The sequence below is a fragment of the Flagellimonas amoyensis genome (assembly GCF_003058265.1).
GTDB lineage: Bacteria > Bacteroidota > Bacteroidia > Flavobacteriales > Flavobacteriaceae > Flagellimonas > Flagellimonas amoyensis.
The window spans coordinates 90,891-116,313 of sequence record NZ_QBUK01000002.1; the positions used below are offsets into that span (position 1 = coordinate 90,891).

Here is a 25,423-nt window from a genome sequence, read left to right on the forward strand (position 1 = left end):
ATATGCTATTTTTGCTGGGTGAATATACACCAAAAATATATCCTCCGTTGCATGGAACTGGGCAAAAAGGGACTGGGAACCACAGCCCCCAACCCCATGGTGGGATGCGTGATCGTGCATGATGGAAAAATTATCGGGGAAGGCTTTACCAGTCCTTATGGTGGTCCACATGCAGAGGTAAATGCCATCAACTCCGTCAAGGACAAAAGTGTACTTTCGCGAGCTTCGCTCTATGTGACCCTCGAACCTTGTTCGCATTATGGAAAAACACCTCCTTGTGCCGATTTGATTGTAAAACACAACATTCCAGAAGTATTCATCGGGTTGAAGGACCCCCATGAAAAGGTGGCCGGCAAGGGCATCCAAAAACTGGAAGAATCAGGTTGCAAAGTGACCGTCGGTATCTTGGAAAAGGAATGTAGGGAGCATCACAAACGATTTCTGACGTATCAGGAAAAGAAAAGACCCTATATCATCCTCAAATGGGCCGAGACCCAAGATGGTTTTATGGCCCCCGACAACACCAAAAGGGAGGACAAACCTGAACCCTATTGGATCACAAACCCCTATTCCAGACAGTTGGTGCACCAATGGCGGAGTGAGGAACAGGCCATTTTGGTCGGGACCAACACTGTGCTGGAAGACAATCCGAAATTGAACACCCGAGATTGGGTGGGCAAAAACCCGATCCGAATCGTTTTGGACAAGAACCTGAGGATAGGCCCTGAATTCCATGTGCTGGACGGGTCGGTGAAGACCATAGTACTTACCCAGCAAATGGACGCTACAAAATATATTGATGGTGTTGCCTACGAAGTCTTGGATTTCAACAAGCCTTTGGCCCAGCAGATGTGCGATGCACTCCACAAACATTCCATCAACAGTGTCATTGTGGAGGGGGGCTCAAAAACCCTTCAAACTTTTATCGATGATGGACTTTGGGACGAAGCCCGAATATTTACGGGGACCGTTCGTTTTGGCAATGGGATTGCCGCTCCAAAATTAAAAGCAGCCCTTCAACACAGAGAAACGATATTGTCCGATATTTTATCCATTTATACTCAATGATCAAAAACATCATCTTCGATTTTGGCGATGTACTCATCAACCTGGATAAACCCGCCACGGCAATGGCCATGATGAAGTATGGGTTTCAAGGCATCACTCCCGCCTTGGACGCCCTGTTCAAGGACTATGAAAAAGGAATGGTGGATTCCCCCAGCTTTCTCGGCGAAGTGTCCGGGCTTTTCCCCAATGCGGACATGGCGTACCTGACCCATGCCTGGAATGCCATTTTATTGGATTTTCCGGAGCATCGCTTGGAGTTTCTGGAAAATCTTGCACAAGAAAAGGAATATCGCCTGTTCCTATTGAGCAACACCAACCACTTGCATATGGAATGCGTGAGGGAACAAATGGGAATGGAGCGGTTCAACAGGTTCAAAAATGCATTTGAGGTGTTTTATCTGTCCTACGAAATGGGCATGCGAAAACCCGATGCCGAAATCTTTGAATTTGTGCTGGAAGAAAACCATTTGGTCGCCGCGGAGACCCTTTTTGTGGACGATGTGAAGGAAAATACGGATGCCGCTGCGCTTTTGGGCATTCATGTATGGAACCTGCAAGTGGGCCAAGAGGAAATTACCCAACTAAAATCGCACCTATAAATGATAGACCTGGCCCTTAGTGTTCTCAGCTCCACCCTGATTTTTGTCGCCTTCAAGCTGTTCGATGTCTATAAAGTGCAGACCCTCTATGCCATCATCACCAATTATGTGGTGGCATGCTTGGTGGGCCTGTTCTTGTACGAAGGAAATGTGGACGTTACGGAATTGACCACTACTTCGTGGTATTGGGGACCCATCGCGCTTGGCGTATTGTTTATCACCATCTTCAACTTGATGGCAAAGTCCACACAGGTTTCCGGGGTAACGGTGACCTCGGTGGCCACAAAAATGTCATTGGTAATTCCCGTTGTCGTCGGAGTGCTTATATATAAGGAAGAACTGTCCCTGCTCCAAATTGTTGGAATCGTGCTCGCCCTGTTGGCTGTTTACCTATCTTCCCAAAAGGAGAAGGGCATTACCATCAACCAAAAGGACCTCTTGCTGCCGCTATTGGTGTTTTTGGGTTCGGGTATTATTGACACCAGCATCAAATATTTTGAGGAAAAACACTTGACCGACCAAGAGATTCCCATTTTTTCTTCCATGGTGTTCGGCTGTGCCGCCCTGACCGGATTGGTTTTCATCGGCATCAAATCCTTCAAGACGCCATTGAAGGTCAATTTTAGGAATATCCTTGGTGGGATTGCACTTGGGGTACCCAATTACTTTTCCATTTTCTTTTTGATACGGGCCCTTCGCTCGGACATGCTCAATAGTGCCGCGGTCTTCACACTGAACAATGTGGCCATCGTTATGCTTTCCACCATTCTCGGCATCCTGCTGTTCAAGGAGCGATTGAGACCCAAAAACTGGGGCGGTGTTGCCTTGGCAGTCCTGAGCATCATATTGGTAGCTTTGTTCTGATGGAAAAAGATGATGTCTACAAAACCATTGGAGCGCCCTCCCCTGAAATTTTATATAAGGATAAGAAGAGTAAGTTCTTTGCCTCGGCATTCCCCATTACTTCCGAAGATGAGGTAAAGCCGATTGTGGAAGAACTCCGCAAAAAATACCACACGGCCAACCATGTCTGCTATGCATGGCAATTGGGCGAGAAAGAACGTTCCTACCGCGCCAATGATGACGGAGAACCCAACAATTCGGCAGGCATGCCCATTTATGGGCAGATACAGTCCTTTGATGTGACCAACGTGCTGATTACGGTGACCCGGATATTCGGGGGCACGAAATTGGGGGTCGGCGGATTGATACAAGCCTACCGAACCGCGGCGCAAATGGCCCTGGAGAGTGCGGAAATTGTGGAACGGGTCATACAGGACCGGCTCCAGCTCCGTTTTGGCTACCCGGAAATGGACAAGGTGATGCGGGCCATCAAGCAAAAGAACCTCGCCATGGTTTCCCAAAAAATGGATATGGATTGTGAATTGATCCTCTCGGTCCGGTCAAGTGAAACGGAACAGGTGTTCCAACTTTTCGATGAAATGCAAGGGGTGGATGTGTCCATTATTTAATGGGACCAAGACCGCTTCGCTGCTAGAAAAAAGAACAGAGACCTTTTTGGTTTTTCAGGTTTGAGGTTTCAGGTTCAAGGTTGCTGCAAACTGCATACTGTTATTTGATGTTAGATCCTCGATGCACGGTGTTTGGTATTCGAAGTCAAGTAAGAGGTGGGTTCTTTGTTCTTAAACTTGATTCTTGAGCTTGTCACTTGAAATTTCTTGGCTGCATACTGTCAACTGCCTTCTGGTTTCAGGTTGAAGGTTACTGCATACTATTATTTGATGCTCGATGCACGGTGCTTGATGTTCAAAGCAAAGTCAGAAGTGATCTCCTGTCTCCTGTCTCCTGTCTCCTGTCTCTTGTCTCTTGTCTCTTGTCTCTTGTCTCTTGTCTCTTAAAAAAAATCAATCCTCCAGTTTTTCCAGAATATAATCGGGGCATTTGATGGGCCTGCCCGTGTTTTTGTCTATAAAGGCCAAAACGGTATGGCCCGTGGCCAACAGGTCCCCCACTTCATTGGTGACCTTGTACTCAAACTCTATTTTGACGAGCGGTCTGCTCTTCAGGCTGGTTTCCACAGTGAGCAGGTCGTCGTATAGCGCAGATTTTTTATAATCGATATGCAAGGATATTACGGGGAGCATCACCCCGTTGTCTTCCATACTTTTATAGGTGATGCCCAAGGCCCTGAGCCACTCCACTCTTCCCATCTCCAAGTATTGCGCATAATTACCATGGTAGACCACTCCCATTTGGTCAGTTTCTGCATAGCGGACACGAAAAGAATGTGAATTTAACTGCATAGTTTAACTTAAAAAGTATATATTTAAAGTCTTGGTTAAATTGCAAGCAACATGCGAAAAAAAAATAGAACATTCAATGACAAATTGATTTTTTTTTTAAAAGAATTGTTCACATATTTGTCGCATCCAAAGGCGTCTAAGATACCCATAGATGCTGCATCAAAAGTGTTATAGCTAACCAACAAAAACAAGGAAAAACTTCTATGAGTGTCACTGCTAATTCCGTATGGAACAACTGTTTGGCTTTTATCCAGGATAACATCCAACCGCAGGCATTCAAGACTTGGTTCGAGCCCATCAAGCCTATCAAATTAACAGACAAGGCACTCAGCATTCAAGTTCCCAGCAAGTTTTTTTACGAGTGGTTGGAGGAGCATTATGTGAAGCTTTTGAAGGTGGCCCTCACCCGCGAACTGGGAAGCAGTGCCAAGCTCATTTACATCATAAAAATGGAGAACAAGTACGGAAACAAGGAACCATTCACGGAGCAGATTCCGAGTTCCAATCGTACCGCTGTCGCGCCCCAAGAATTGGACGTGCCGATCACCTCCAAAAGTCCCGAACTCAAGAACCCGTTTGTCATACCCGGCATCCGGAATATCAAGATAGAGTCCCAACTCAATCCCAACTACAATTTCGACAACTTTCTGGAAGGGGATTCCAACCGTTTGGCACGATCGGCAGGTATGGCCGTGGCCAACAAACCGGGAGGCACTTCCTTCAACCCATTGCTTGTCTTTGGAGGGGTCGGATTGGGAAAGACGCACTTGGCCCATGCCATTGGTGTGGAGATCAAGGACAAATACCCAGAAAAGACGGTGCTCTACATCTCTGCGGAGAAGTTCACCCAACAATATATTGAATCTGTAAAAAAGAACACCCGGAACGATTTCATCCATTTTTACCAATTGATCGATGTACTCATTATTGATGACGTACAGTTCCTCTCCGGTAAATCTGGAACCCAGGACGTGTTCTTCCACATATTCAACCACTTGCACCAAAACGGCAAGCAAGTGATCCTGACCTCGGACAAGGCTCCCGTGGACATGCAGGACATTGAGCAGCGATTGCTTTCCCGTTTCAAATGGGGATTGTCCGCCGAGCTCCAAAGTCCGGATTATGAAACTAGGGTTTCCATCCTAAAGAACAAATTGTACAGGGACGGTGTGGAGATGCCGGATGACATCATAGACCATGTGGCCCGAAACATCAAGACCAATATCCGCGAACTGGAAGGCGCCATCATTTCCTTGATTGCCCAATCTTCCTTCAATAAACGAGAGGTTACCTTGGAACTGGCCCAACAAGTGGTGGAAAAGTTTGTCAAGAACACGAAGCGCGAGGTTTCCATTGATTATATCCAAAAAGTGGTCTCCGATTACTTCGAAATGGATGTGGCCACCCTTCAGTCCAAGACCCGGAAACGACATATTGTACAGGCCCGACAATTGGCCATGTTCTTTGCAAAGAAATTCACGAAGGCCTCCTTGGCCAGCATTGGCTCCCAAATTGGGAAAAGGGACCACGCCACAGTGCTCCATGCCTGTAAAACTGTGGACAATCTGGCCGAAACCGACAAACAGTTCCGAAAGTACATCGACGACCTGAACAAAAAGTTCAGCTAGGAACCAATTCCCTTTTTTATGAAAACCAAAGTCTTGATGGTCTGCTTGGGCAACATTTGCAGATCACCCTTGGCCGAAGGTATATTGGCATCCAAAGTGGACCCTGATCATGTCTTTGTGGATTCTGCCGGAACCGGGGGATACCACATAGGAAACCCACCTGACCGAAGATCCGTTGCCGTGGCCCGGGAACATGGATTGGACATTAGCCACCAAAGGTGCCGACAATTTTCCAAAGCGGATTTTGAAACGTTTGACCTGATCTACGTGATGGACCGAAGCAATTTTTCCAATGTGGCCAATTTGGCCTCCACAGCCGAAGAGACCCAAAAGGTAAAACTGTTGTTGGAAGAAGTCGCGTTGGGCATTTCCGAAGTTCCAGACCCCTATTACGGTGGGGCCGATGGTTTTGAGGATGTGTACCAAATGATCGATAGGGCTTGCGAGGCTATTGCCAAAAAGCTAAATTGAACCCATGGAAGAGAACAAACCTGGTCTGGTCGTGGGCAAAGTCTACTTGATTCCCACAACACTCGGAGACAACGCTCCTTTGGAAGTGATGCCCATTTCCATTAAGGGCACCATTGAACGCATTGACCATTACATTGTGGAAAACGAGAAAACGGCGCGACGTTTCATCAAAAGGGTGAGCCCAGGCAAACCACAGCCCAATCTCTTGATCCAGACCTTGAACAAATACACCAACCCGGAAGAAATCCCATCCTACTTGGACCCCTGCATACATGGCCATGATATTGGCCTGTTGTCTGAAGCCGGCTGCCCGGGCATAGCCGACCCCGGTGCCGATGTGGTCCGGGTAGCCCATCAAAAAAGGATACAGGTGGTTCCGTTGGTGGGCCCATCTTCCATTTTGATGGCCATGATGTCCAGCGGCATGAACGGACAAAATTTTGCCTTCAACGGGTATTTGCCCATAGACAATGCCGAACGCAAGACCATGGTAAAAAACTTGGAAAAGCTGTCCCGTGAAAAAGGGCAGTCACAGATTTTCATGGAGACCCCTTATCGGAACAACAAACTATTGAAGGAGCTCCTACGGATCCTCCAAAAAACCACCCGTCTTTGCATTGCAAGTGACATTACGCTGCCCACGGAGTTCATCCAGACGAAAAGCGTGCACGAGTGGAGCGAAATAGAACTGGACTTGGACAAAAGACCCACCATCTATATCATTCAGGCATAAAAAAACCCGGAACTGGTCCGGGTCTTATTCTTTTTTTGGTCGTTCTTAGACCTTGGCGTTTTTTTTCTGCTCAATGTTGGAAATGTCATATCCCGCAAACTTTTTCATGTAGTAGGAGATGCTGCTTCCATAAGCGTCCGTCACATCTTCTTGCCCATAGGACCGTAGGTACTTCTTGACGTTTCCTGCCCCGGCCAAATGCGCCGCGGCCAAAATCCCTGATTCGGTCACTTCCACCCCAGCTATTTTCTTTCCATTGAAACGCTTGATATCCTTGCGTAAAATCCATTTATTGCGTGCAATATTGGCCTCAAACGCCTTTTCTTGCAATATTGGGTCGTCCAAAAAGGCATCCATATCATAAATGCCCATAAGATTGAGGGTGCTGCCCCCAAACTGGTACTTGCCCAAGTAACCCAACGAATTTACTACATGATATCTGCCCTGGGACTCTTTGAAGGCAAGTGCCTCCTTGAAACCATTGTACGCCTTCCCAATAAAGGGGGGCACAACTCCTGTTTCACCCACGGACGAAATGGAATCCAGCGGTGCAAATTGCTCTAGACCGGTCGCTACCTTCAATGAATCAGGAACATGATAGTCCACTTTTTTCATTAGGGTATAGGAACCAAAACTTGTCAAAACTACGATCATGGCAAGATGTAGAACGTAACCTATCCATCTTTTCATAATGTTCATATTTGTGATCTCGACACTATATACGTATCAAAAATCAATTTGGCCGGCAAATATAGGGGGAGTTCACTTAACGGGTTGAGTAAAGCTCCTAAGATTTTCTTAAATGAGGCTTAAAATCCGTTAAATGGCTGACAATTAACGTCAAACAACATTATCTGAGCACTTTTTGCTCATTCAACCATCGGGTGTACTGCACCTTATTTCGGTTGTGCTGCTCCAAGGTTTTGGCAAAAATGTGATATCCGAAGTTGGAAACGTCCGCCACAAAATAGAGATAATCGTGCTTTTCGGGGTTCAAAACGGCATCTATGGACGAGATGTCCGGCATGGTAATGGGCCCCGGAGGAATACCCGCATATTTATAGGTATTGTAGGGTGAATCCATTTCCAAATCCCGATAGAGCACTCGCTTGATGATGGTATCGTAATTGCCCGTTTCCTTTTTGATGGCGTAGATGACCGTAGGGTCGGCCTGCAACAGCATCCCTCGCTTCACTCTGTTCAGGTATACCCCGGCAACACGTGGCCGCTCATCGGCCTTTACGGTCTCTTTTTGTACAATGGCCGCCAAAGCACTGACCTGGTTGGGATCAAGTCCCAAGTTTTGGGCCTTTTTTTTGCGTTCTTCGGTCCAAAACCTATCGTATTCCGTCCACATCCGCTCCCGAAAAGCTTTCGCATTGGTGTTCCAAAAGAATTCATAGGTGTTGGGCAAATACATGCCAAGCTTGCTGTCCTCATCAAAATGGGACGCCTTCAAAAAAGCAGGGTCGTTGAATGCCTGCAGTAGTGAAAGACTGTCCGCTTCAATCTGTTCCGATATCCTGCCCGCCAATGCCTGCAAGGACTCTTGATTATTGAACGAAACCCGTACAGGGATATTGGCACTACGAAGGGTGTTGATGATCTCGTTGTTGTTCATCCCCTTTTTCAGGGCATATTTTCCGGGTTTCACATTGGTGGTGTATCCCTTTCGGCGGGCAACGGCCTCAAAACTGGAAAGATCCTTCAACAAAGGCTCCAACGAGGTCTTTACATCGGTGAAAATGGCATCGGAAGGTATATACACATAGGCTTCCTCATTGTTGAACTGGGTATTTGGACTAAAAATGGCGCTATAGATCTGATAAACTACAAATCCACAGATCAGTAGTCCCAAAATGGCTACTGCCCACAAGATTTTTTTAAGATACATCCGAATTTATCTTTTGAAACATGATTTCATTCTTGAACCCTGAACTGGTTCTCATCCACTCCTTTTTTACGCCGATCGGCACAAAACCCATTTTCTCGAAAAGGTGGATACTGGCCTCGTTGTCCTCCAAAATATTGGCGTACAATTGATGGAGGTCCAAAGTGGAAAAGGCATAATCACACAACAGGGACAGCGCTTCGGCACCTAGACCCTTGTTGCGGTCACCGGGGTTGGTGATCACAATACCAATGCCCGCTCTTTGGTGCTTGGGGTCAAAATCGAACAGATCGATCAAACCGATGCATTCCCGGTCCGCCCTACAAATACAAAGACGAAGCTGTTTCACTTCGTAGATGTCCCGATGGGCGTTCTCCAGATACAACTGTAGTACTTTTTTGGAATAGGGCTTCAACGTTCCACTGATTTCCCATATGGCCGTATCGTTCTCCAGTTCGTACAAAAAGTCCAGATCAGAGGGCTCCAACGCCCTGAGGTGGATTTGTTTCCCTTTTAAATTGAGCATTCCACTTCTCCTTTAAATACTTGATCGGCAGGCCCTTTGAGGAATACATGGGTGTATTTTCCGTCCTGCTCTTCAAAACCGATGGTCAAATCCCCGCCCAGTGTCTTGATGTTGACATTGGTTGCGGTGGTTTTTCCTGACCGGTGCATGGCCAAGGCCACAGCGGTGACCCCGGTACCACAGGAAAGGGTCTCGTCTTCCACTCCCCGTTCATAAGTCCTTACCTGAAAGGTGTCATCATTCAACTGCTCCACAAAATTGATGTTGCTCCCCGATTGTCCATACAATCCGTAGCGAAGCTTTTTTCCTTCCTTATATACATCAAAATGTTCCAAATCTTTTACCAATTGTACATGGTGGGGGGATCCTGTGTTCAGAAAACTGTAATTGCCCTTTTCGTGGATCTCATCAACATCCACCATCTTTAGGTTAACGATATTGCCGTCCACACTGGCATGGTGCAGTCCATCCACGGCATTGAAGACCGCTTCTTCCCCAACTACACCCAAATGGTTGGCAAAGGCCACGAGGCACCTGCCGCCATTGCCACACATGCTTCCCTCTGCCCCATCGGCATTGAAATAGACCATCCTAAAATCCGTCTCCGTATCATTTTCAAGAAGCAAAAGGCCATCGGCCCCGATACCAAAACGTCTATCACACAAATGTGCCACCAAACTGGTATTGTCTTTTGGGAACATATGCTGACGGTTATCCATCACCACAAAATCATTCCCCGTTCCCTGATATTTAAAAAACTGCAGTTTCATGTTTACTTACAAAGGAACAAATATAGGGTATTCTTTAAGGATATTTTTGCAGTTAAAACAGCGTTAAACAGACCGAACCAAAAATGCAATTCTTTTAAATTTGTTGAAGCTAAATGTTAAATACGTATTGAGTTATGAAGAGAATAGCCAATTTATTCGTCGTATCACTTTTTGCAGGCGCCATCACACTTGGCGCGTACAAATTGTTCTTTGAAAAGGACAATTATAAATGGATAGCCGCAGGACAGGAAATGCCGCTTGTGGCCACCAGTAATATACCCGCCTCCGCCAAAGGGGCCGGCATCAATGAAGTGGATTTTACCCTGGCCGCCGAAAAAACGGTCAATGCGGTGGTACACGTGAAAAACCTCACCATGAGCAAAGGCCCCAGTAGCCTTTCCGATTTTTTCTATGGATTTGAACGTCAACAGACCCCCCAAGTGGGAACAGGATCTGGAGTGATCATCACCCCGGACGGATACATCGTCACCAACAACCACGTGATTGCCAACTCCAGCCAGTTGGAGGTGACCTTGAACAACAACAGGACCTATAAAGCGGAGCTTGTTGGCACCGATGAAGATTCCGATATAGCCCTGTTGAAGGTGGATGCCGAAGAGGCCCTGCCTTATCTGGCTTTTGGAGATTCGGACAATGCCAAGATCGGGGAATGGGTACTCGCCGTAGGGAACCCGTTCAACCTGACCTCTACCGTAACGGCAGGAATCGTGAGCGCCAAGGCCAGGTCGTTGTCGCCCTTGAAGTCACAATCCTTTATCCAGACCGATGCGGCCGTGAATCCCGGCAACAGTGGCGGGGCACTAGTCAACACCAACGGTGACCTGATCGGGATCAATACCGCCATTACCTCACAGACCGGTTCCTATGTGGGATACGCCTTTGCCGTGCCCAGTAACATTGCCAAAAAGGTTGTAGAGGACATTATGGAGTTCGGCAACGTACAGAAAGGGCTTTTAGGCATTTCTGCCGCAAACATAAATTCCCCAGCTGCCATTGAAAGAGGCCTTGACCAGTTGGAGGGTGTATATATCCATAGCGTTGAGGAGGAATCTGGAGCGGATGAAGCTGGACTACAAGAAGGTGACATCATCAAACAGGTGGACAACATTACCATCCATAAGTTCTCCGAACTCAACGGCTATCTTTCCTCTAAAAGACCGGGCGACATGGTGAAGGTGACCGTGGACCGTGATGGCAAAAGTTTTGTCAAAAATGTGACGCTAAAGGAGCGACAGTCCGTCACACTTCCTGTGACCAATTTTTTGGTAAAAAACCTTTCCAAAGAAGACAAGAAGAAATTCGGGGTCTCCAAAGGGGTCAAAATCATGGCCGTACCCGAGGCATTCAGCCAATACCAGTTGAAGGACAAGGTCATCATTGAGTTGGATGGAGAAGAAATCAACAATATTGATGATGCCCAAGAGCTTTTTGGAAAAATTTCAAGATATGGCAGGACCAGTTTCACCATGGTAACCGAAGAAGGTGAAAAAGTACGAATGATCCTTTGATAGAAGTGCCTGAAAAACACTTGAAAGCACCCTGAAAATGGGTGCTTTTTATTTTTCAAATTCTTTTACGAAAACGTTTGAAATATTTATTTTAGCCCCATATTTTTCAACTATAGAACTGCAACCTGTTCCATGAGCAACATCAAATCTTACGAAAAAGAGCTTGCCTTTCAGGCAGATAGAAGAAAAGCGACCACAGAGTTCATCAAGATCATCAGCGACCTTTGGTACGACAAGGCCATTGAAGTGGTCCTTTTCAAAAACCAGATTATCGACAAGAATGTCAGCGATATCATCAACCTGCACGAATATGCAGGTGAATTTGTACAGAAACCCATCTCCATTTTTGATTCTGTGGAAATTTTGCGGGCCATCAACGACATCAACCTGCCCCCTGCGAAGCTGGACATTGGAAAGTTGACCTACGAGTACCATTCGGACGACAACAACCATCTCAATGTCAAGGCTTTTGTCATAGAAAAACTGAAGGACGCCGAGCACACCAAGGAGATCAAACCCAAGGATGTGGTGCTGTATGGCTTTGGCAGGATCGGGCGGCTCGTGGCCCGGGAACTCATGGCCAAGACAGGACGGGGAAGCCAGCTCAGACTCAGGGCCGTTGTGGTACGGGACGAACTGACGGCGGAAAACCTCGAAAAAAGGGCCGCTTTGCTTAAAACCGATTCGGTTCACGGCCAGTTCATGGGCACTGTGGATGTGGATGCCCAAAATCAGGCATTGATCATCAACGGGACCACCGTAAAGTTTATCCGTGCCAACAAACCTGAAGACATCGATTATACGGCATACGGAATCTACAATGCCCTCATCATAGACAATACAGGCGCTTTCCGTGACAAAGAGGCCCTTTCCAGACATTTGGAATCCAAAGGGGCCAGTAGGGTTCTCCTCACCGCTCCGGGCAAGGAAGTCCCCAATATTGTCCACGGCGTGAACCACAAGAGTTTTGACCCCGACAAGACCAAAATCTACTCGGCGGCCTCATGCACCACCAATGCCATTACCCCTATATTAAAGGTAATGGAAGATTCCCTGGGCATACGGAAAGGACATTTGGAGACCATCCACGCCTACACGAACGACCAGAACTTGGTGGACAATATGCACAGCAAATACCGTCGGGGCCGTGCGGCCGCTCTGAATATGGTGATCACGGAAACCGGTGCCGGTTCTGCAGTGGCAAAGGCATTGCCCTCATTGAAAGGCAAATTGACCTCAAATGCCATCAGGGTGCCCGTACCCAATGGCTCCTTGGCCATTCTCCATTTGGAGGTCAAGAACAAGACGACAGCGGAAAGCATCAATACGATTCTGAAAAAATATGCCCTTGAAGGGGATTTGGTGGAACAGATCAAATATTCCTTGAGCAATGAACTGGTCTCGTCGGATATTGTGGGCACCTCTGCCCCATCCATCTATGACAGCAAGGCGACCATAGTTTCCGCTGATGGGAAAAGCGTGGTGCTCTATGTTTGGTATGACAATGAATACGGTTATTCGCACCAAGTGATACGACTTGCAAAATATATTGCCAAAGTAAGGCGTTATACGTATTATTAACGATTGCACCATAGGGGCAGATATCGCCGGTAAGCAGGTTTTTCTTTTGAATTTTGGTTTATTGGTGTAATTTCGTCTTACCCTTAATCTAAATTTAATACGAGAACACTTTGACCATGAAGCATTTACGAATTTTGTTTGCAGTTGCCCTGCTAGCACCCTACTTTTCATCCTTTGCACAAGAGGAAACCTCCGAAGAACCACAGGACATGACCATCAAAGGTCAGTTTGAGGTCATGGAAAGACAATCCACCAATTATAGGTCGGGAAATGGCGTTCCATATGAAGTCGTCAAACTGTCCACGCTCAACGAGGTGAAGAGCAACATCTTTGATACCATCAACACGGCTTACGGGTCCATAAAGACCCTTTCCGCCACCATAACTGCCAATGAGGCCGAAATAGACAACCTCAATACCAAGTTAAGGGACACCACCGAAAAGCTGAACACCATTACGGAAGAAAAGGACAGTATTTCCTTCTTCGGCATCCTCATCGGGAAAGGAACGTATAATTTTATCCTCTGGTCCATCATTTTTGGACTATTGTTGTTGCTTTTGTTCTTCATTTATCGATTCAAAAACAGCAACTTCTTGACCCAACAGGCTAAATCAGCACTGGCCGACCTGGAATCAGAATACGAAAGCCACAGAAGAAAGGCCCTGGAACGGGAGCAAAAAATAAGCAGGCAACTGCAGGACGAGCTGAACAAACAGAAAAAATGACTCAAAGGCTTCCCAAAAGGAAGCCTTTTCTTTTGGGGCCATCCCCAAGTTTTTAACAGCTTTCACTACTTTTGGGCCAAGAATCCATAACAGACCTTATCCATGCGGATAGACATCATAACAGTACTGCCCGAACTTTTGACAAGCCCTTTTGAAGCTTCCATATTGAAAAGGGCCATAGAGAAAGGATTGGTGGAAATCCACCTTCACAACCTGAGGGACTATGCGACCAACAACTACAAACAGGTGGACGACTACCAGTTTGGGGGCGGCGCTGGCATGGTGATGATGGTGGAACCCATTGACAAATGTATTTCAGGCTTAAAGGCCGAGCGCGATTATGACGAGGTCATCTACATGACCCCGGACGGAAAAACCCTGAACCAAAGCATGGCCAACGAGCTGTCGCTAAAGGGCAACCTCATTATACTGTGTGGCCACTACAAAGGGGTCGACCAAAGGGTGCGGGATATGTTCGTGACCCGTGAGATCTCCATTGGCGACTATGTCCTTTCCGGGGGCGAACTGGCCGCTGCCATTGTCTGCGATGCGGTGATCCGACTCTTGCCCGGAGTTTTGAATGATGAAACCTCTGCCCTGACAGATACCTTTCAGGACAACCTGTTGGCTCCCCCCGTTTATACGCGCCCTGCCGAGTACAAAGGAATGGAAGTGCCCAAGATCTTGCTGAGCGGAAACCTGCCCAAAATTGAAAAATGGAGGGAGGAACAGGCCTTGGAGCGGACCAAGGAACGACGGCCCGACCTTTTGGAATGAACATTTTTCCCGAAATTGCCCAAAAACCATCAAAACACCTTGCTATTTCTAAATATTGCATTACTTTTGCAATCTCAAAATCAACCTCTGACGAAATACGTGAAAGTTGGTCTTGGTAAACGATAAAAAAAAATACCATGGAATCCTTAGTAAAATTTGTTGAAGACGAATTTGTTCCAAAAAAAGATTTTCCAAAATTTTCATCCGGTGACACCATCACCGTGTATTATGAAATCAAGGAAGGTGAAAAAACACGTACCCAGTTCTTCAAAGGAGTTGTGATCCAAAGAAGGGGAAGCGGTGCCACAGAAACCTTCACCATTCGCAAAATGTCAGGCACAGTAGGTGTGGAACGTATTTTCCCAGTTAACATGCCCGCTTTGCAAAAAATTGAGGTCAACAAAAAAGGTAAAGTACGTAGATCTAGAATCTTCTACTTTAGAGGTCTTACCGGTAAAAAGGCCCGTATCAAAGAAGTTAGGGGATAATCCATTGCCCCATCAAAGAAAAGAGCACCCCAAAAGGGTGCTTTTTTTATGAACAATTGTTAATAACTTCGGTTCATACGTTGTTGATTTTTAATCGGTTATAAAATGTGATTATCCAACGCTTTGTTATACTTTAGTATAAGAGATATGAGAGCGATACCATTCAGGACCATATTTCGATTTTAAAGTTGACGTTCTTTAAAAACCGAGGATTCCCCTTTAAATTAGTAACACTACTGATCACAAAAGGAATTTCGAATTGGGACAGGTTAAGGCAGGTCCGAAATCGAAATAATGGATTTTATGTGCGGACGGGAGAGCAATTTCCCCTCTTGATAAAATTTAGGGAACGAGGTACACTTTGCTTGATGGAGTTTAGTTGAAAAATTAAAAACACACGCAGAGGAAACGTCAAAGGTCTGTGGATGCAATCCAGGATTGCAGGTTTTGTGTAACAATGCAGAACAATCCAAGATCTTTTCTGAAAGCCATATCTATGTTCAGGCACAGATATGGCTTTCGTTTTTTCACGCATCCGCTTCTCCCTGTTAGTTTTATTGGCCGTTCAACATACAATATATTGTATATTTGCAACGCTCAAACATTATACACATAAATGGCTAAAATCTATTACACCAAAACCGATGAGGCACCTGCCTTAGCAACACTATCTTTCCTACCCATTGTCAAATCCTTCACAGAAACCGCCAACATTGCCATAGAGACCAAGGACATTTCCCTGGCCGGCAGGATCTGCGCCATGTTTCCTGAATATTTGGAAAAAAACCAACAAATTCCGGACGACCTGTCCATTTTGGGCGAATTGGCCAAAACGCCTGAGGCCAATATCATCAAACTACCCAATATCAGTGCCTCTATCCCACAGCTGAAAGAGGCCATTGAAGAGCTACAAAAAAAGGGATACAACCTCCCCAACTACCCCGATGAGCCAAAGACCGATGAGGAAAAAACCATCAAAGGAAAATACGACAAAATCAAAGGTAGTGCCGTAAACCCTGTGCTAAGGGAAGGGAACTCCGACAGAAGGGCCCCCAATGCCGTAAAAAATTACGCCAAAAAACACCCACATAGCATGGGTGAATGGGCCGCCACTTCCAAGACCCATGTGGCCAGCATGACCCATGGAGACTTCAAGTCCAATGAAAAATCGCTCACCATGCCCAAAGCGGATGATGTGCGTATTGAATTGGTCGGCACCAATGGAGAGACCATTATCCTAAAGGATAAAGTGGCCCTTCAGAAAGATGAGGTCATAGATGCCACCGTCATGAGCAAAAAAGCATTGGTGGATTTTCTAACAAAGGAAATCGCCGAGGCGCGAAAAGAAAATCTACTGCTTTCCCTGCATTTTAAAGCCACTATGATGAAGGTTTCCGACCCCATCATTTTTGGCCATGCCCTAAAAGTATATTTTGCCGACCTGTTCAAAACCTATGGCGGCACGTTTGAGAAATTGGGCATAGATGCCAACAACGGATTGGCTACGCTATTGGACAAAATTGGCCAATTACCAGCCGACCAACACAAAGAGATTGAAGAGGCCATTGCCAAGAGCATGGAAAATGGTCCTGATCTGGCCATGGTGAATTCGGACAAAGGAATCACCAACCTGCATGTACCCAGCGATGTCATCATTGATGCATCCATGCCTGCCATGATCCGTAGCTCAGGTAAAATGTGGGACAAGAACGGTAAATTGAAAGATACCAAGGCCATCATTCCCGACAGTAGCTACTCGGACATATACCAAGCTACCATCGATTTTTGCAAAGAACACGGTGCTTTTGACCCCACCACCATGGGGACCGTTCCCAATGTGGGACTGATGGCACAAAAGGCCGAAGAATATGGTTCCCACGACAAGACCTTTGAAATTCCAAAGGCTGGGACCGCTAAGGTCGTAAGCATTTCAACCGGGGAAACCTTACTAGAACATCCCGTGGAGGAAGGCGATATCTGGAGAATGTGCCAAGTGAAGGATGCCCCCGTACAGGATTGGGTAAAATTGGCCGTTTCCAGGGCAAGGGCAACCGATACCCCAGCCGTTTTCTGGTTGGACAAGGACAGGGCGCATGACGCGGAATTGATCAAAAAAGTGAATCTATACCTAAAAGACCACGATACGAATGGTCTTGACCTTAGAATCCTTTCGCCACTGGAAGCTACCACATTTACCCTAAAACGCATAAAAGAAGGCAAGGACACCATTTCGGTTTCCGGAAACGTATTGCGGGATTACCTTACCGACCTCTTCCCTATCCTAGAAGTAGGCACCAGTGCAAAGATGCTCTCCATCGTACCGCTTATGAACGGTGGTGGATTGTTCGAGACCGGAGCAGGTGGCTCGGCCCCCAAGCACGTGGAACAATTCCTCGAAGAAGGCCACTTGAGGTGGGATTCTTTGGGTGAATTCTTGGCACTTGCCGTATCCTTGGAATTCTTTGGGGAAAAGAACAACAACAAAAAGGCCAAAGTCATTGCCGATGCATTGGACAAGGCCACCGAAAAATTCTTGGATAATGACAAGTCTCCCTCGCGAATGGTAAACGAACTGGACACAAGGGGCAGCCATTTCTATTTGGCACTCTATTGGGCCGAACAATTGGCATTGCAAGACCAAGATAGTGACCTAAAAGCCACCTTCAGTAAGGTTTTTGATAAACTCTCTTCCAACGAATCCAAAATTGCCCAAGAATTGATAGATGCCCAAGGAGCTCCTGTAAACATTGGAGGTTATTACCTTCCAGATGCCGAGATGGCTTCCAACGCGATGAGACCCAGTAAAACCTTGAACAGCATATTGGGTTCCATTTCGTAACAGATAACAAGTCAACGACTTACCACCTAAAAGCGCAACCCTGTTTATTTTTCAGGTTTGCGCTTTTTTTATGCCAAAATAGGTCTGGAGTGTGTATTTTAGAGGAAAACACCTTTCAATGTCCAAAAGATTTTTGGCCATTTCGGCCATCTTACTTCTTCAACACGCTTGGGTCCAGGCCCAACAGAAATTCACCCTTAGCGGCACCATTTCCGAAGCCAGCAGTAACGAGACCCTGATCGGGGTCACCATAGCCATTCCAGAGTTGGGCACTGGAACCACGACAAACGAGTACGGCTTTTATTCCATTACCCTTCCAAAAGGCGAATACAGGGTCATGGTAAGTTATTTGGGATTTCAGGATGTGATGGAGAACATATCCTTGGACAAAAACATCAAGAAGGACTTTTATTTGGCCGAAGAAGCCGAGGAACTGGATGAAGTGGTAGTCACCGATGATGTGGAACGATTGGACATCCGAAAACCCCAAATGAGCGTGAACACCCTGACCGCACAGACCATCAAACAGATTCCCGTGGTGCTCGGGGAAGCCGATGTGATCAAATCGCTGTTGTTGTTGCCCGGGGTTTCCAATGCCGGTGAAGCGTCATCAGGATTCAATGTCAGGGGCGGTGCCGTTGACCAAAACCTGATTCTTTTGGATGAGGCCACAGTGTTCAATTCTTCGCATTTGTTTGGTTTCTTCTCTGTTTTCAACCCAGATGCCATAAAGGATGTAAAACTCTTCAAGGGAGGCATTCCTTCCAGATATGGAGGAAGGGTATCCTCCGTGCTGGAGATTTTTCAAAAGGAAGGGAACAGCAAGGATTTCAAGGTCAATGGCGGGATTGGTGCCGTGGCCAGCCGACTGCTCTTGGAAGGGCCCATCATCAAGGATAGAACCGCTTTTTTGGTCGGGGGAAGAGCTTCCTACATTCATCTGTTCCTGCCAATTTTTGATGTGGACAACAAGGCCTATTTCTACGACTTGAACACAAAGATCAACCACAAGATCAATGACAACAATAACATCTACCTCTCCGGTTACTTTGGCAGGGACCTGTTCAGCATCGGTGATCGTTTTGTGAACACCTATGGCAATGCCGTCGGAAATTTCAGATGGAACCACTTGTTCTCGGAAAAAATCTTTTCCAACCTATCGTTGATCTATTCAGACTATTATTACGGACTAGAGCTTGATTTTGTGGGGTTTGAGTGGAATTCAGGCATCCAAAACTTCAACCTCAAATACGACCTGAAACACTACCTGAGCGACAAGGTGCAGATGAACTATGGCCTCCAGAATATTTATTACGTCTTCAATCCTGGAGAAATAACCCCGAATAGTGCAGACTCTGGCATTGTTGAGGAACAATTGATCAAAAAATACGCCAACGAAAGTGCCATCTATATTGATGTGGAACACGATGTGACCGAAAACCTGAGCATCGAGTATGGGCTTCGGGCAAGCCAATTCAACCGATTGGGGCAAGATGAGTTCTATGTGTACAGGAACAACAACCCTGTGGAATTTGACCCCTTCACCTTGGTCTATCGCGAAGCGGAACCCATCGACTCCATCAACCCTGGAAGGTCCGGCACCTTGAAAAAATTCTTCAACTTGGAGCCCAGAGTGTCCATGTCGTACAATTTCAACGAAAAGAACGCCATCAAAGCAAGCTACACACGCTTGTCCCAATACCTGCACCTCCTGTCCAACACCAGCTCCCCTACTCCCCTGGATGTATGGACGCCAAGTGGTCCTTTCGTGAAGCCCCAATTGCTGGACCAATATGCCATCGGGTATTTCAGGAACATCAAGGGCGGGGAATACACGTTCGAAACTGAAGCCTTTTTCAAGGATATCCAGAACAGGATCGATTATATTGATGGGGCCAATCTCATCGCCAACAATGCCATCGAACAGGTTATCCTCAACGGACAGGCCCGGGCCTATGGTCTGGAAATACTTTTTAGGAAAAATGAGGGGCGGTTCACGGGCTGGTTGGCTTATACCCTTTCCAAATCGGAACAACGCACCCCAGGAAGGGATTTGGATTTTGATACCGGCCGATCCAATCTTGAAACAGGGATCAATCTTGGGCAATGGTACAATACCCCTTATGACAAAACCCACGACCTTTCCCTATTTGGCAACTTTGAACTTAACGACAAATGGAGCTTCAATGCCAATTTCATCTATCAAACCGGCCAGCCCACCAACTACCCCATTGGCCAATTTGAATTTGAAGGGGTCACCGTGCCCTATTATGGCTTACGGAACAAGGAAAGGTTGCCCGACTATCACCGACTGGACGTTTCGGCCATACTCACCCCAAAGAAGAACAGGTCTCGGAAAGTACAGGCCGAATGGGTCTTTGGCATCTACAACCTGTACAGCAGAAAGAATGCGGCCTCCATCAACTTTAGGGAGAATGAGGACACCGGGCGAAACGAAGCCTTACGCACTTCGGTATTCGGCATCATCCCATCTGTGACCTACAACTTTAAATTTTAGCACCATGAAAAAAGGAATTCTATATATCGTCGGACTTCTATTGCTCTTCGCATGCGAAGATGTTATCGATGTCGATTTGCCCGAAGTGGAAGCCAAACTCATTGTCGATGGCCTTTTGCGGGTGGATAAAAGCCAGGAGTTTGTGAACGTGGAGATCCGCATGAAGGAAACCACCAATTATTTTGACGAAAACCTGCCCACCCAAGTGGAAAATGCCGTCATCACCTATGGCATACCCCTAAACGGTGATATTTTTGAAAGCTTGGCATTCTGTTCCTTGGCCGAAAGAGAACCGGGAAGTGGCATCTATGTCCCAGACCCCAACTTTTCCTCGGACCAACGCATCCGGACCTCCGTTGTGGAACCGGGAATGGTCTTCATCCTAGAGTTGACCCACAAAGGCAAAAGGTATTATGCCCGGACCGAGTATGCCCCAACAGTCCCGATAGATCATTTGGAACAGGGTGACGGCACTCTTTTTGACGAAGAGGAGACCGAAGTGGTCGTAACTTTTACGGACGATGGCGACCGCGATGATTTCTATGTATTTGATTTCGGTTTTGGAGAGTTCCTGACCGTGGAGGATCAATTCTTTCAGGGACAAGAATTTGAGTTCTCCTATTTCTATGACGACAGCCTCAATGCCGGACAGGATATTACAGTGAGCATTTTGGGGGCCACCCAGGACTTTTACAATTATATGGACTTGGTCATCGAGCAGACCACTAACACTGGAGGCGTTTTTCAGACCCCGGTTGCAACTGCCAGGGGCAATGTTTTTGACATCACAGGTTTGGACAATATCAACATTTTTGACAATGTGGAACGGCCCAATGATTTTGCGCTAGGTTATTTTGCAGTGGTACAGACCTATTCCCAAACCATCACCATCGAATAGCTCACAGTATAAAATAGAGCAGCAGGACCATCAAAATACCTGTGGCCCCTTGCAGCAAAGTCCCTAGGGTATGGCCTCGCAAAGCGGTCTTTACATTGATGTTGGAAAACTGGGACACCACCCAAAAATAACTGTCGTTGATATGGGACACCGTCATAGCCCCGGCACCCACAGCCAATACGGCCAAAGCCTTGTCCGTAAGGGTCAGCAGTCCAAAAGTTTCCAATAAGGGCGCAATGATGGCAGAAGTGGTGATGATGGCCACCGTGGAAGAACCTTGGGCCGTCTTGAGAACGGCCGCAATCGCAAAAGCGATCAACAAGCCTCCAGCTCCCGTACTGGACTCCAAATTGATGATGGAAGCAATATCAACGGTCCGCAATATGGCCCCAAAAGCACCTCCTGCACCAGTGATCAATACTATGGCCCCAGCCTGTTTAAAGGCCTCGGACACCCATTCCCCTCTCTCCTTGGTAGGTGCTTTTCTCCCCAACGAAAAAGCAAAGAATACACCAATGAGCAGGGCAATCACCGGGCTACCCAGAAAATCGAGCACCCCAAAAACCCAACCCTTACCCAAAGGGTAAGAAGGATAATTGGCAACAGACTTCAATGCAATCAAAATAATAGGGACCAACAAGGGCAAAAATGCCTGAAATGGTTTCACCGTTGATGGCACTTCCTCTTTTCCTTCCGGTTTTTCTACGCCATCTTCCTCCTTAAGGGACCTACCAATAAACCTGGCCCAAAAATAACCCGTCAACGAGACCGGCAAAGAGACCAAAAGTCCCAATACCAACACCAATCCCAAATCGGCATCCAAAATGGCCGCTGCGGCCAAAGGTCCCGGAGTTGGGGGCACAAAAACATGGGCCGCATACAATCCCGTGGCCAATGCAATGGCAAAAACCAATACAGGGATGCCCGTGCGTTTGCTGATGGCCTTGTTGAGGGATGAGAGGATGATGAACCCGGAATCACAAAATACAGGGATGGAAATGACATATCCAGCCAAGTTGATGGCCAATGGGGAGCGTTTCAATCCTATCAATCCCAAAATACTGTTGGCCAATACCTGGGTGGCCCCGGTCTTTTCCAGATAAATACCAATGACCGTTCCAAAGGCAATGACGAGACCAATCCCAGAGAGTGTCTTGCCAAACCCCTCCCCGATGGTCTCCATGATTTTTTGCGGGGACAACCCCAAAAGAAAACCCGAGATCACCGCAGCTATGGTCAGGGAAAAAATAGGATGCATTTTGAATTTGACCGTGGCGATGATGATAAAAAGCACCACAGCTCCCAAAACAAGTATTTCCATGGTTAATTTTTGTGCGTTACCCTCTAAATATAAGCTAATATTGCTACTTTGGTCCTATGAGGCACACCGACAAGGAACTTTTGGTAAAAGGATTGAAATCGTTTGGTTATACAGTACTGGCCATGTTCGCCGGGCCATTTCTGATCTATCAGGCCTTCAAAAATCAAGACCACCCCTTTTATTTGCCCGTATTGATCCTGGGAATAATTTGCGCTGGGACGGCCATTTATTTAGGGTTCCGTTCCATCAACATTGTCATGGATGCGGTTTTTGGGAAAAAGACCAAAGATTAGTCCTTAGGTTTTGGAGGACTGTTCTTCCACTTGTTGGTCAATTGGGCATAATCGTAGTCCAAAACCGATTTTTGGCGTTCCAACTGATTGGCCACAAAGGCACGTTGCAAAATATCCTCAATGAGATAGTCCTCATGCACCAACTCTGGATGGAATTCTTCTTTCAAACTGATTTTGAACATACTCGCCGTGGTATTGTACCAAAAGGCCCGCCATCCGCTACGAAGTTCCTTTACCAATTCAAAAGCCGTTGTCCCCGTTTGGCGGTGGATCAACTTGACCAAAATCTGTCCTTCGGTGCGGGTAAGTTTCTTCAACTCTGCCGAAAATTCTTCTTCGATGTATTTTTGGACCTTTTTGGTGTATTTTTTTTGATGCCGTTTTTTCTTGATATGCTGCAAGCTGTCGTTCAGTTCCACCAAACGTTCTGCGGCCAATTTGGCATAGGGATACACCTTTAATGTCTTTCTACGCAAGATCAAATAGCGTAAACGGTCCTTGCGGTCGGCAAAGTCCAACTCCCCAAAGATATAGACCTCGTCCAGTTCAATGGAGCTGAGCAGGACGGAATCCCCTTCAAACCGAACATAATAATCCTCAATGGAATCCTTTGGATACAACAACGAATCCTTTTCGGATTCCTGGGAAAATCCAAGGGCACAAAGCACAAGAAAAACAACAAGAAAACAGTTGCGCAACATTCGGTCAAATTCTCAAAAGTCTTGCCAAAATTAAGGATAAAGGTATGATTAGGCCATTGATGTACTCCAAACTTTAACAAAAAGTAGTATCTCTTTCAAATACCAAAAGCCAAATTCCAATAACCAATAACTGAACAACCTAATAACTAAGTAAGGAGTGGGCAGTATGCAGTAGTTTCATGTTTTGGGTTTCAAGTTTAAGCAACAAACCACAATAACCTAATAACCGAATAACTTAGTAGGCAGCATGCAGTTGGGAGTTTTCAAGTACGAGAACATAGAAAATAGAATAGAGAGCAAAGAGACAAAAACCGACTTCGCCTCAAGCATCCATTCGTGGACATTGGTGAAATTCGTGTCAGAATGCAGTGGGCAGTGATCAACTTCGGGCATCGGACATCGGGTACCAAACATCAAATTCCAAATCCCAGAAATCAAAATAAGTGGAAAGTCAGTAGGCAGTATGCAGTTGACAATAACCTATCCGCGACCAAACCACCGAATACCCCAGCAACAAAAAACAAACGAAACTGGAAGATTTTCAAAATAACATTGAATATGCTTAAGTTTGTGGACTAAACGAAATACATGGCCACAACGAAAATCATCAATAAAAAGTCCCTTGAATTTTTAGAAAAATACCTGAACAATCCCTCCCCCACGGGCTACGAATGGGAAGGCCAGAAAATCTGGATGGACTACCTCAAACCCTATGTGGACGAATTTATAACGGATACCTACGGAACGGCCGTGGCCGTCATCAACCCAAAGGCAAAATACCGGGTAGTGATCGAGGGACATTCGGATGAGATTTCTTGGTATGTCAACTATATCACCGACAACGGATTGCTATATGTGATCCGTAACGGAGGTAGTGACCACCAGATCGCGCCCTCAAAATGGGTGGACATCCATACCAAGAACGGCGTGGTGAAGGGCGTCTTCGGATGGCCTGCCATCCACACGCGCGATCGTGCGAAGGAGGAAGCACCGACCTTGGAAAATATTTTTATCGACATAGGTGCCAAGGACAAAGCTGAAGTGGAGAAAATGGGGGTGCATGTGGGCTGCGTGATCACCTATCCCGATCAGTTCCAGATTCTGAACAAGGACAAGTTTGTATGCCGTGCGCTGGACAACCGCGTAGGTGGTTTTATGATTGCCGAAGTGGCCCGTCTGTTGCACGAGAACAAGAAAAAATTGCCCTTTGGTCTCTATGTGACCAACTCGGTACAGGAAGAAATCGGTCTTCGTGGAGCAGAAATGATCACCCAGACCATAAAGCCCAACGTGGCCATTGTCACCGATGTGTGCCATGACACCACTACACCCATGATCGACAAAAAGAAAGAGGGCGAGATCTTGATAGGGTCCGGACCTGTGGTTTCTTACGCCCCGGCCGTGCAAAACAAGCTCAGGGAACGCATCATTGAAACGGCCGAAGGCAAAAAGATCCCGTTCCAGCGATTGGCTTCCTCAAGATACACCGGAACGGATACGGACGCCTTTGCCTATAGCAACGGTGGCGTGGCCTCTGCTTTGATATCGCTCCCATTACGCTACATGCACACTACGGTGGAAACTGTGCACAAGGACGATGTGGAAAACGTGATCCGATTGATCTACGAAACCTTGTTGACCATCAAAGAAGGGGAGACATTTAGTTATTTTGATTAATTGTAGATTATGGTCATGCTGAACTTGTTTCAGCATCGCATACCGTTTGATATGAGACCCTGAACCAAGTTCAGGGTGACGTAGTCGTGTAGTTCTGAGATTTAAAAGACTGGTTCAAATGGCCTG

Annotated in this window: 24 protein-coding genes; 17 read left to right on the forward strand and 7 right to left on the reverse strand. The window is 46.5% G+C overall.

Annotation, left to right across the window (positions count from 1 at the left end):
• Positions 1 to 18: 18 nt before the first annotated feature.
• The 4 genes from ribD to DB398_RS02920 are packed head-to-tail and all read left to right on the forward strand — an operon-like array spanning position 19 to position 3,139.
• Positions 19 to 1,068 carry a bifunctional diaminohydroxyphosphoribosylaminopyrimidine deaminase/5-amino-6-(5-phosphoribosylamino)uracil reductase RibD gene (ribD, locus tag DB398_RS02905; RefSeq protein WP_108422915.1) on the forward strand — a complete coding sequence of 350 codons (1,050 nt, stop codon included), beginning with the start codon at positions 19 to 21 and terminating at the stop codon, positions 1,066 to 1,068.
• A complete protein-coding gene (locus tag DB398_RS02910) occupies positions 1,065 to 1,667 on the forward strand; it encodes an HAD family hydrolase (protein WP_108422916.1) in 603 nt (200 codons plus the stop codon). Before ribD ends, DB398_RS02910 begins: the two co-directional genes overlap by 4 nt.
• Complete coding sequence (locus DB398_RS02915) at positions 1,668 to 2,531, forward strand: EamA family transporter (RefSeq protein WP_108422917.1); 864 nt, start codon at positions 1,668 to 1,670, stop codon at positions 2,529 to 2,531.
• Positions 2,531 to 3,139 (forward strand): IMPACT family protein, encoded by a 609-nt coding sequence (locus DB398_RS02920; protein WP_108422918.1) that lies wholly within the window; start codon positions 2,531 to 2,533, stop codon positions 3,137 to 3,139. The genes DB398_RS02915 and DB398_RS02920 overlap by 1 nt, the downstream gene beginning before the upstream one ends.
• 393 nt (positions 3,140 to 3,532) lie before the next feature.
• Here the strand turns inward: DB398_RS02920 and DB398_RS02925 are convergent, their stop codons facing one another.
• Positions 3,533 to 3,931, reverse strand: coding sequence for an acyl-CoA thioesterase (locus DB398_RS02925; protein ID WP_108422919.1), 399 nt, complete (start codon positions 3,929 to 3,931; stop codon positions 3,533 to 3,535).
• Positions 3,932 to 4,134: 203 nt separating this feature from the next.
• On the opposite strand from DB398_RS02925, the gene dnaA reads away from it, so the two are divergent.
• Genes dnaA through DB398_RS02940 form a run of 3 tightly spaced genes read left to right on the forward strand, consistent with a single transcriptional unit; the run spans position 4,135 to position 6,763 of the window.
• Complete coding sequence (gene dnaA, locus DB398_RS02930; protein ID WP_072882584.1) at positions 4,135 to 5,559, forward strand: chromosomal replication initiator protein DnaA; 1,425 nt, start codon at positions 4,135 to 4,137, stop codon at positions 5,557 to 5,559.
• An 18-nt stretch (positions 5,560 to 5,577) separates the two neighbouring features.
• Positions 5,578 to 6,030, forward strand: coding sequence for a low molecular weight protein-tyrosine-phosphatase (locus DB398_RS02935; protein ID WP_108422920.1), 453 nt, complete (start codon positions 5,578 to 5,580; stop codon positions 6,028 to 6,030).
• Between the two features lie 4 nt (positions 6,031 to 6,034).
• A complete protein-coding gene (locus DB398_RS02940; RefSeq protein ID WP_108422921.1) occupies positions 6,035 to 6,763 on the forward strand; it encodes an SAM-dependent methyltransferase in 729 nt (242 codons plus the stop codon).
• Positions 6,764 to 6,808: 45 nt separating this feature from the next.
• On the opposite strand, the gene DB398_RS02945 is transcribed toward DB398_RS02940, so the two are convergent.
• The 4 genes from DB398_RS02945 to dapF form a co-directional block, all read right to left on the reverse strand.
• On the reverse strand, positions 6,809 to 7,453 hold the full coding sequence (locus tag DB398_RS02945) for a lysozyme family protein (RefSeq protein ID WP_108423209.1): 645 nt from the start codon (positions 7,451 to 7,453) through the stop codon (positions 6,809 to 6,811).
• Between the two features lie 160 nt (positions 7,454 to 7,613).
• Entirely contained in the window at positions 7,614 to 8,657 is a 1,044-nt protein-coding gene (gene mltG, locus DB398_RS02950) for an endolytic transglycosylase MltG (RefSeq protein ID WP_108422922.1), read from the reverse strand.
• Positions 8,647 to 9,180 (reverse strand): GNAT family N-acetyltransferase, encoded by a 534-nt coding sequence (locus tag DB398_RS02955; RefSeq protein ID WP_108422923.1) that lies wholly within the window; start codon positions 9,178 to 9,180, stop codon positions 8,647 to 8,649. Before DB398_RS02955 ends, mltG begins: the two co-directional genes overlap by 11 nt.
• Complete coding sequence (gene dapF, locus DB398_RS02960; protein ID WP_108422924.1) at positions 9,168 to 9,950, reverse strand: diaminopimelate epimerase; 783 nt, start codon at positions 9,948 to 9,950, stop codon at positions 9,168 to 9,170. The genes DB398_RS02955 and dapF overlap by 13 nt, the downstream gene beginning before the upstream one ends.
• A gap of 134 nt (positions 9,951 to 10,084) precedes the next feature.
• Here dapF and DB398_RS02965 point away from each other — a divergent pair, with 134 nt between their 5' ends.
• The 8 genes from DB398_RS02965 to DB398_RS03000 all read left to right on the forward strand — a co-directional run bounded on the left by DB398_RS02965 (position 10,085) and on the right by DB398_RS03000 (position 21,305).
• Complete coding sequence (locus DB398_RS02965) at positions 10,085 to 11,479, forward strand: S1C family serine protease (protein WP_108422925.1); 1,395 nt, start codon at positions 10,085 to 10,087, stop codon at positions 11,477 to 11,479.
• A 132-nt stretch (positions 11,480 to 11,611) separates the two neighbouring features.
• Complete coding sequence (locus tag DB398_RS02970) at positions 11,612 to 13,060, forward strand: glyceraldehyde-3-phosphate dehydrogenase (protein WP_108422926.1); 1,449 nt, start codon at positions 11,612 to 11,614, stop codon at positions 13,058 to 13,060.
• Positions 13,061 to 13,176: 116 nt separating this feature from the next.
• Positions 13,177 to 13,785 (forward strand): tRNA (guanine-N1)-methyltransferase, encoded by a 609-nt coding sequence (locus DB398_RS02975; protein ID WP_108422927.1) that lies wholly within the window; start codon positions 13,177 to 13,179, stop codon positions 13,783 to 13,785.
• 102 nt (positions 13,786 to 13,887) lie between these two features.
• On the forward strand, positions 13,888 to 14,562 hold the full coding sequence (trmD, locus tag DB398_RS02980; protein ID WP_108422928.1) for a tRNA (guanosine(37)-N1)-methyltransferase TrmD: 675 nt from the start codon (positions 13,888 to 13,890) through the stop codon (positions 14,560 to 14,562).
• Between the two features lie 137 nt (positions 14,563 to 14,699).
• A complete protein-coding gene (gene rplS / locus DB398_RS02985; protein WP_108422929.1) occupies positions 14,700 to 15,050 on the forward strand; it encodes a 50S ribosomal protein L19 in 351 nt (116 codons plus the stop codon).
• Positions 15,051 to 15,666: 616 nt separating this feature from the next.
• Complete coding sequence (locus DB398_RS02990; protein WP_108422930.1) at positions 15,667 to 17,889, forward strand: NADP-dependent isocitrate dehydrogenase; 2,223 nt, start codon at positions 15,667 to 15,669, stop codon at positions 17,887 to 17,889.
• Between the two features lie 118 nt (positions 17,890 to 18,007).
• Positions 18,008 to 20,407, forward strand: coding sequence for a TonB-dependent receptor (locus DB398_RS02995; RefSeq protein ID WP_108422931.1), 2,400 nt, complete (start codon positions 18,008 to 18,010; stop codon positions 20,405 to 20,407).
• Positions 20,408 to 20,411: 4 nt separating this feature from the next.
• Positions 20,412 to 21,305 carry a DUF4249 family protein gene (locus tag DB398_RS03000; protein ID WP_108422932.1) on the forward strand — a complete coding sequence of 298 codons (894 nt, stop codon included), beginning with the start codon at positions 20,412 to 20,414 and terminating at the stop codon, positions 21,303 to 21,305.
• Between the two features lies 1 nt (position 21,306).
• Here the strand turns inward: DB398_RS03000 and DB398_RS03005 are convergent, their stop codons facing one another.
• Positions 21,307 to 22,626 (reverse strand): GntP family permease, encoded by a 1,320-nt coding sequence (locus DB398_RS03005; protein ID WP_108422933.1) that lies wholly within the window; start codon positions 22,624 to 22,626, stop codon positions 21,307 to 21,309.
• A gap of 56 nt (positions 22,627 to 22,682) precedes the next feature.
• On the opposite strand from DB398_RS03005, the gene DB398_RS03010 reads away from it, so the two are divergent.
• The gene (locus DB398_RS03010; protein ID WP_108422934.1) at positions 22,683 to 22,919 is read left to right on the forward strand and encodes a DUF6095 family protein; all 237 of its coding nucleotides are present in this window, start codon (positions 22,683 to 22,685) and stop codon (positions 22,917 to 22,919) included.
• Here DB398_RS03010 and DB398_RS03015 read toward each other — a convergent pair.
• On the reverse strand, positions 22,916 to 23,620 hold the full coding sequence (locus DB398_RS03015; RefSeq protein WP_108422935.1) for a DUF4294 domain-containing protein: 705 nt from the start codon (positions 23,618 to 23,620) through the stop codon (positions 22,916 to 22,918). The genes DB398_RS03010 and DB398_RS03015 overlap by 4 nt on opposite strands.
• A 588-nt stretch (positions 23,621 to 24,208) precedes the next feature.
• On the opposite strand from DB398_RS03015, the gene DB398_RS03025 reads away from it, so the two are divergent.
• A complete protein-coding gene (locus DB398_RS03025; protein WP_108422937.1) occupies positions 24,209 to 25,297 on the forward strand; it encodes a M42 family metallopeptidase in 1,089 nt (362 codons plus the stop codon).
• Positions 25,298 to 25,423: the final 126 nt, after the last annotated feature.

What these genes read in the sequence shown, in the direction of transcription:
- DB398_RS02910 (WP_108422916.1), top strand. Translation starts at nt 1,065, where the DNA reads ATGATCAAAAACATCATCTTCGATTTTGGCGATGTACTCATCAACCTG.
- DB398_RS02915 (WP_108422917.1), top strand. Translation starts at nt 1,668, where the DNA reads ATGATAGACCTGGCCCTTAGTGTTCTCAGCTCCACCCTGATTTTTGTC.
- DB398_RS02920 (WP_108422918.1), top strand. Translation starts at nt 2,531, where the DNA reads ATGGAAAAAGATGATGTCTACAAAACCATTGGAGCGCCCTCCCCTGAA.
- DB398_RS02925 (WP_108422919.1), bottom strand. Translation starts at nt 3,931, where the DNA reads ATGCAGTTAAATTCACATTCTTTTCGTGTCCGCTATGCAGAAACTGAC.
- dnaA (WP_072882584.1), top strand. Translation starts at nt 4,135, where the DNA reads ATGAGTGTCACTGCTAATTCCGTATGGAACAACTGTTTGGCTTTTATC.
- DB398_RS02935 (WP_108422920.1), top strand. Translation starts at nt 5,578, where the DNA reads ATGAAAACCAAAGTCTTGATGGTCTGCTTGGGCAACATTTGCAGATCA.
- DB398_RS02940 (WP_108422921.1), top strand. Translation starts at nt 6,035, where the DNA reads ATGGAAGAGAACAAACCTGGTCTGGTCGTGGGCAAAGTCTACTTGATT.
- DB398_RS02945 (WP_108423209.1), bottom strand. Translation starts at nt 7,453, where the DNA reads ATGAAAAGATGGATAGGTTACGTTCTACATCTTGCCATGATCGTAGTT.
- mltG (WP_108422922.1), bottom strand. Translation starts at nt 8,657, where the DNA reads ATGTATCTTAAAAAAATCTTGTGGGCAGTAGCCATTTTGGGACTACTG.
- DB398_RS02955 (WP_108422923.1), bottom strand. Translation starts at nt 9,180, where the DNA reads ATGCTCAATTTAAAAGGGAAACAAATCCACCTCAGGGCGTTGGAGCCC.
- dapF (WP_108422924.1), bottom strand. Translation starts at nt 9,950, where the DNA reads ATGAAACTGCAGTTTTTTAAATATCAGGGAACGGGGAATGATTTTGTG.
- DB398_RS02965 (WP_108422925.1), top strand. Translation starts at nt 10,085, where the DNA reads ATGAAGAGAATAGCCAATTTATTCGTCGTATCACTTTTTGCAGGCGCC.
- DB398_RS02970 (WP_108422926.1), top strand. Translation starts at nt 11,612, where the DNA reads ATGAGCAACATCAAATCTTACGAAAAAGAGCTTGCCTTTCAGGCAGAT.
- DB398_RS02975 (WP_108422927.1), top strand. Translation starts at nt 13,177, where the DNA reads ATGAAGCATTTACGAATTTTGTTTGCAGTTGCCCTGCTAGCACCCTAC.
- trmD (WP_108422928.1), top strand. Translation starts at nt 13,888, where the DNA reads ATGCGGATAGACATCATAACAGTACTGCCCGAACTTTTGACAAGCCCT.
- rplS (WP_108422929.1), top strand. Translation starts at nt 14,700, where the DNA reads ATGGAATCCTTAGTAAAATTTGTTGAAGACGAATTTGTTCCAAAAAAA.
- DB398_RS02990 (WP_108422930.1), top strand. Translation starts at nt 15,667, where the DNA reads ATGGCTAAAATCTATTACACCAAAACCGATGAGGCACCTGCCTTAGCA.
- DB398_RS02995 (WP_108422931.1), top strand. Translation starts at nt 18,008, where the DNA reads ATGTCCAAAAGATTTTTGGCCATTTCGGCCATCTTACTTCTTCAACAC.
- DB398_RS03000 (WP_108422932.1), top strand. Translation starts at nt 20,412, where the DNA reads ATGAAAAAAGGAATTCTATATATCGTCGGACTTCTATTGCTCTTCGCA.
- DB398_RS03005 (WP_108422933.1), bottom strand. Translation starts at nt 22,626, where the DNA reads ATGGAAATACTTGTTTTGGGAGCTGTGGTGCTTTTTATCATCATCGCC.
- DB398_RS03010 (WP_108422934.1), top strand. Translation starts at nt 22,683, where the DNA reads ATGAGGCACACCGACAAGGAACTTTTGGTAAAAGGATTGAAATCGTTT.
- DB398_RS03015 (WP_108422935.1), bottom strand. Translation starts at nt 23,620, where the DNA reads ATGTTGCGCAACTGTTTTCTTGTTGTTTTTCTTGTGCTTTGTGCCCTT.
- DB398_RS03025 (WP_108422937.1), top strand. Translation starts at nt 24,209, where the DNA reads ATGGCCACAACGAAAATCATCAATAAAAAGTCCCTTGAATTTTTAGAA.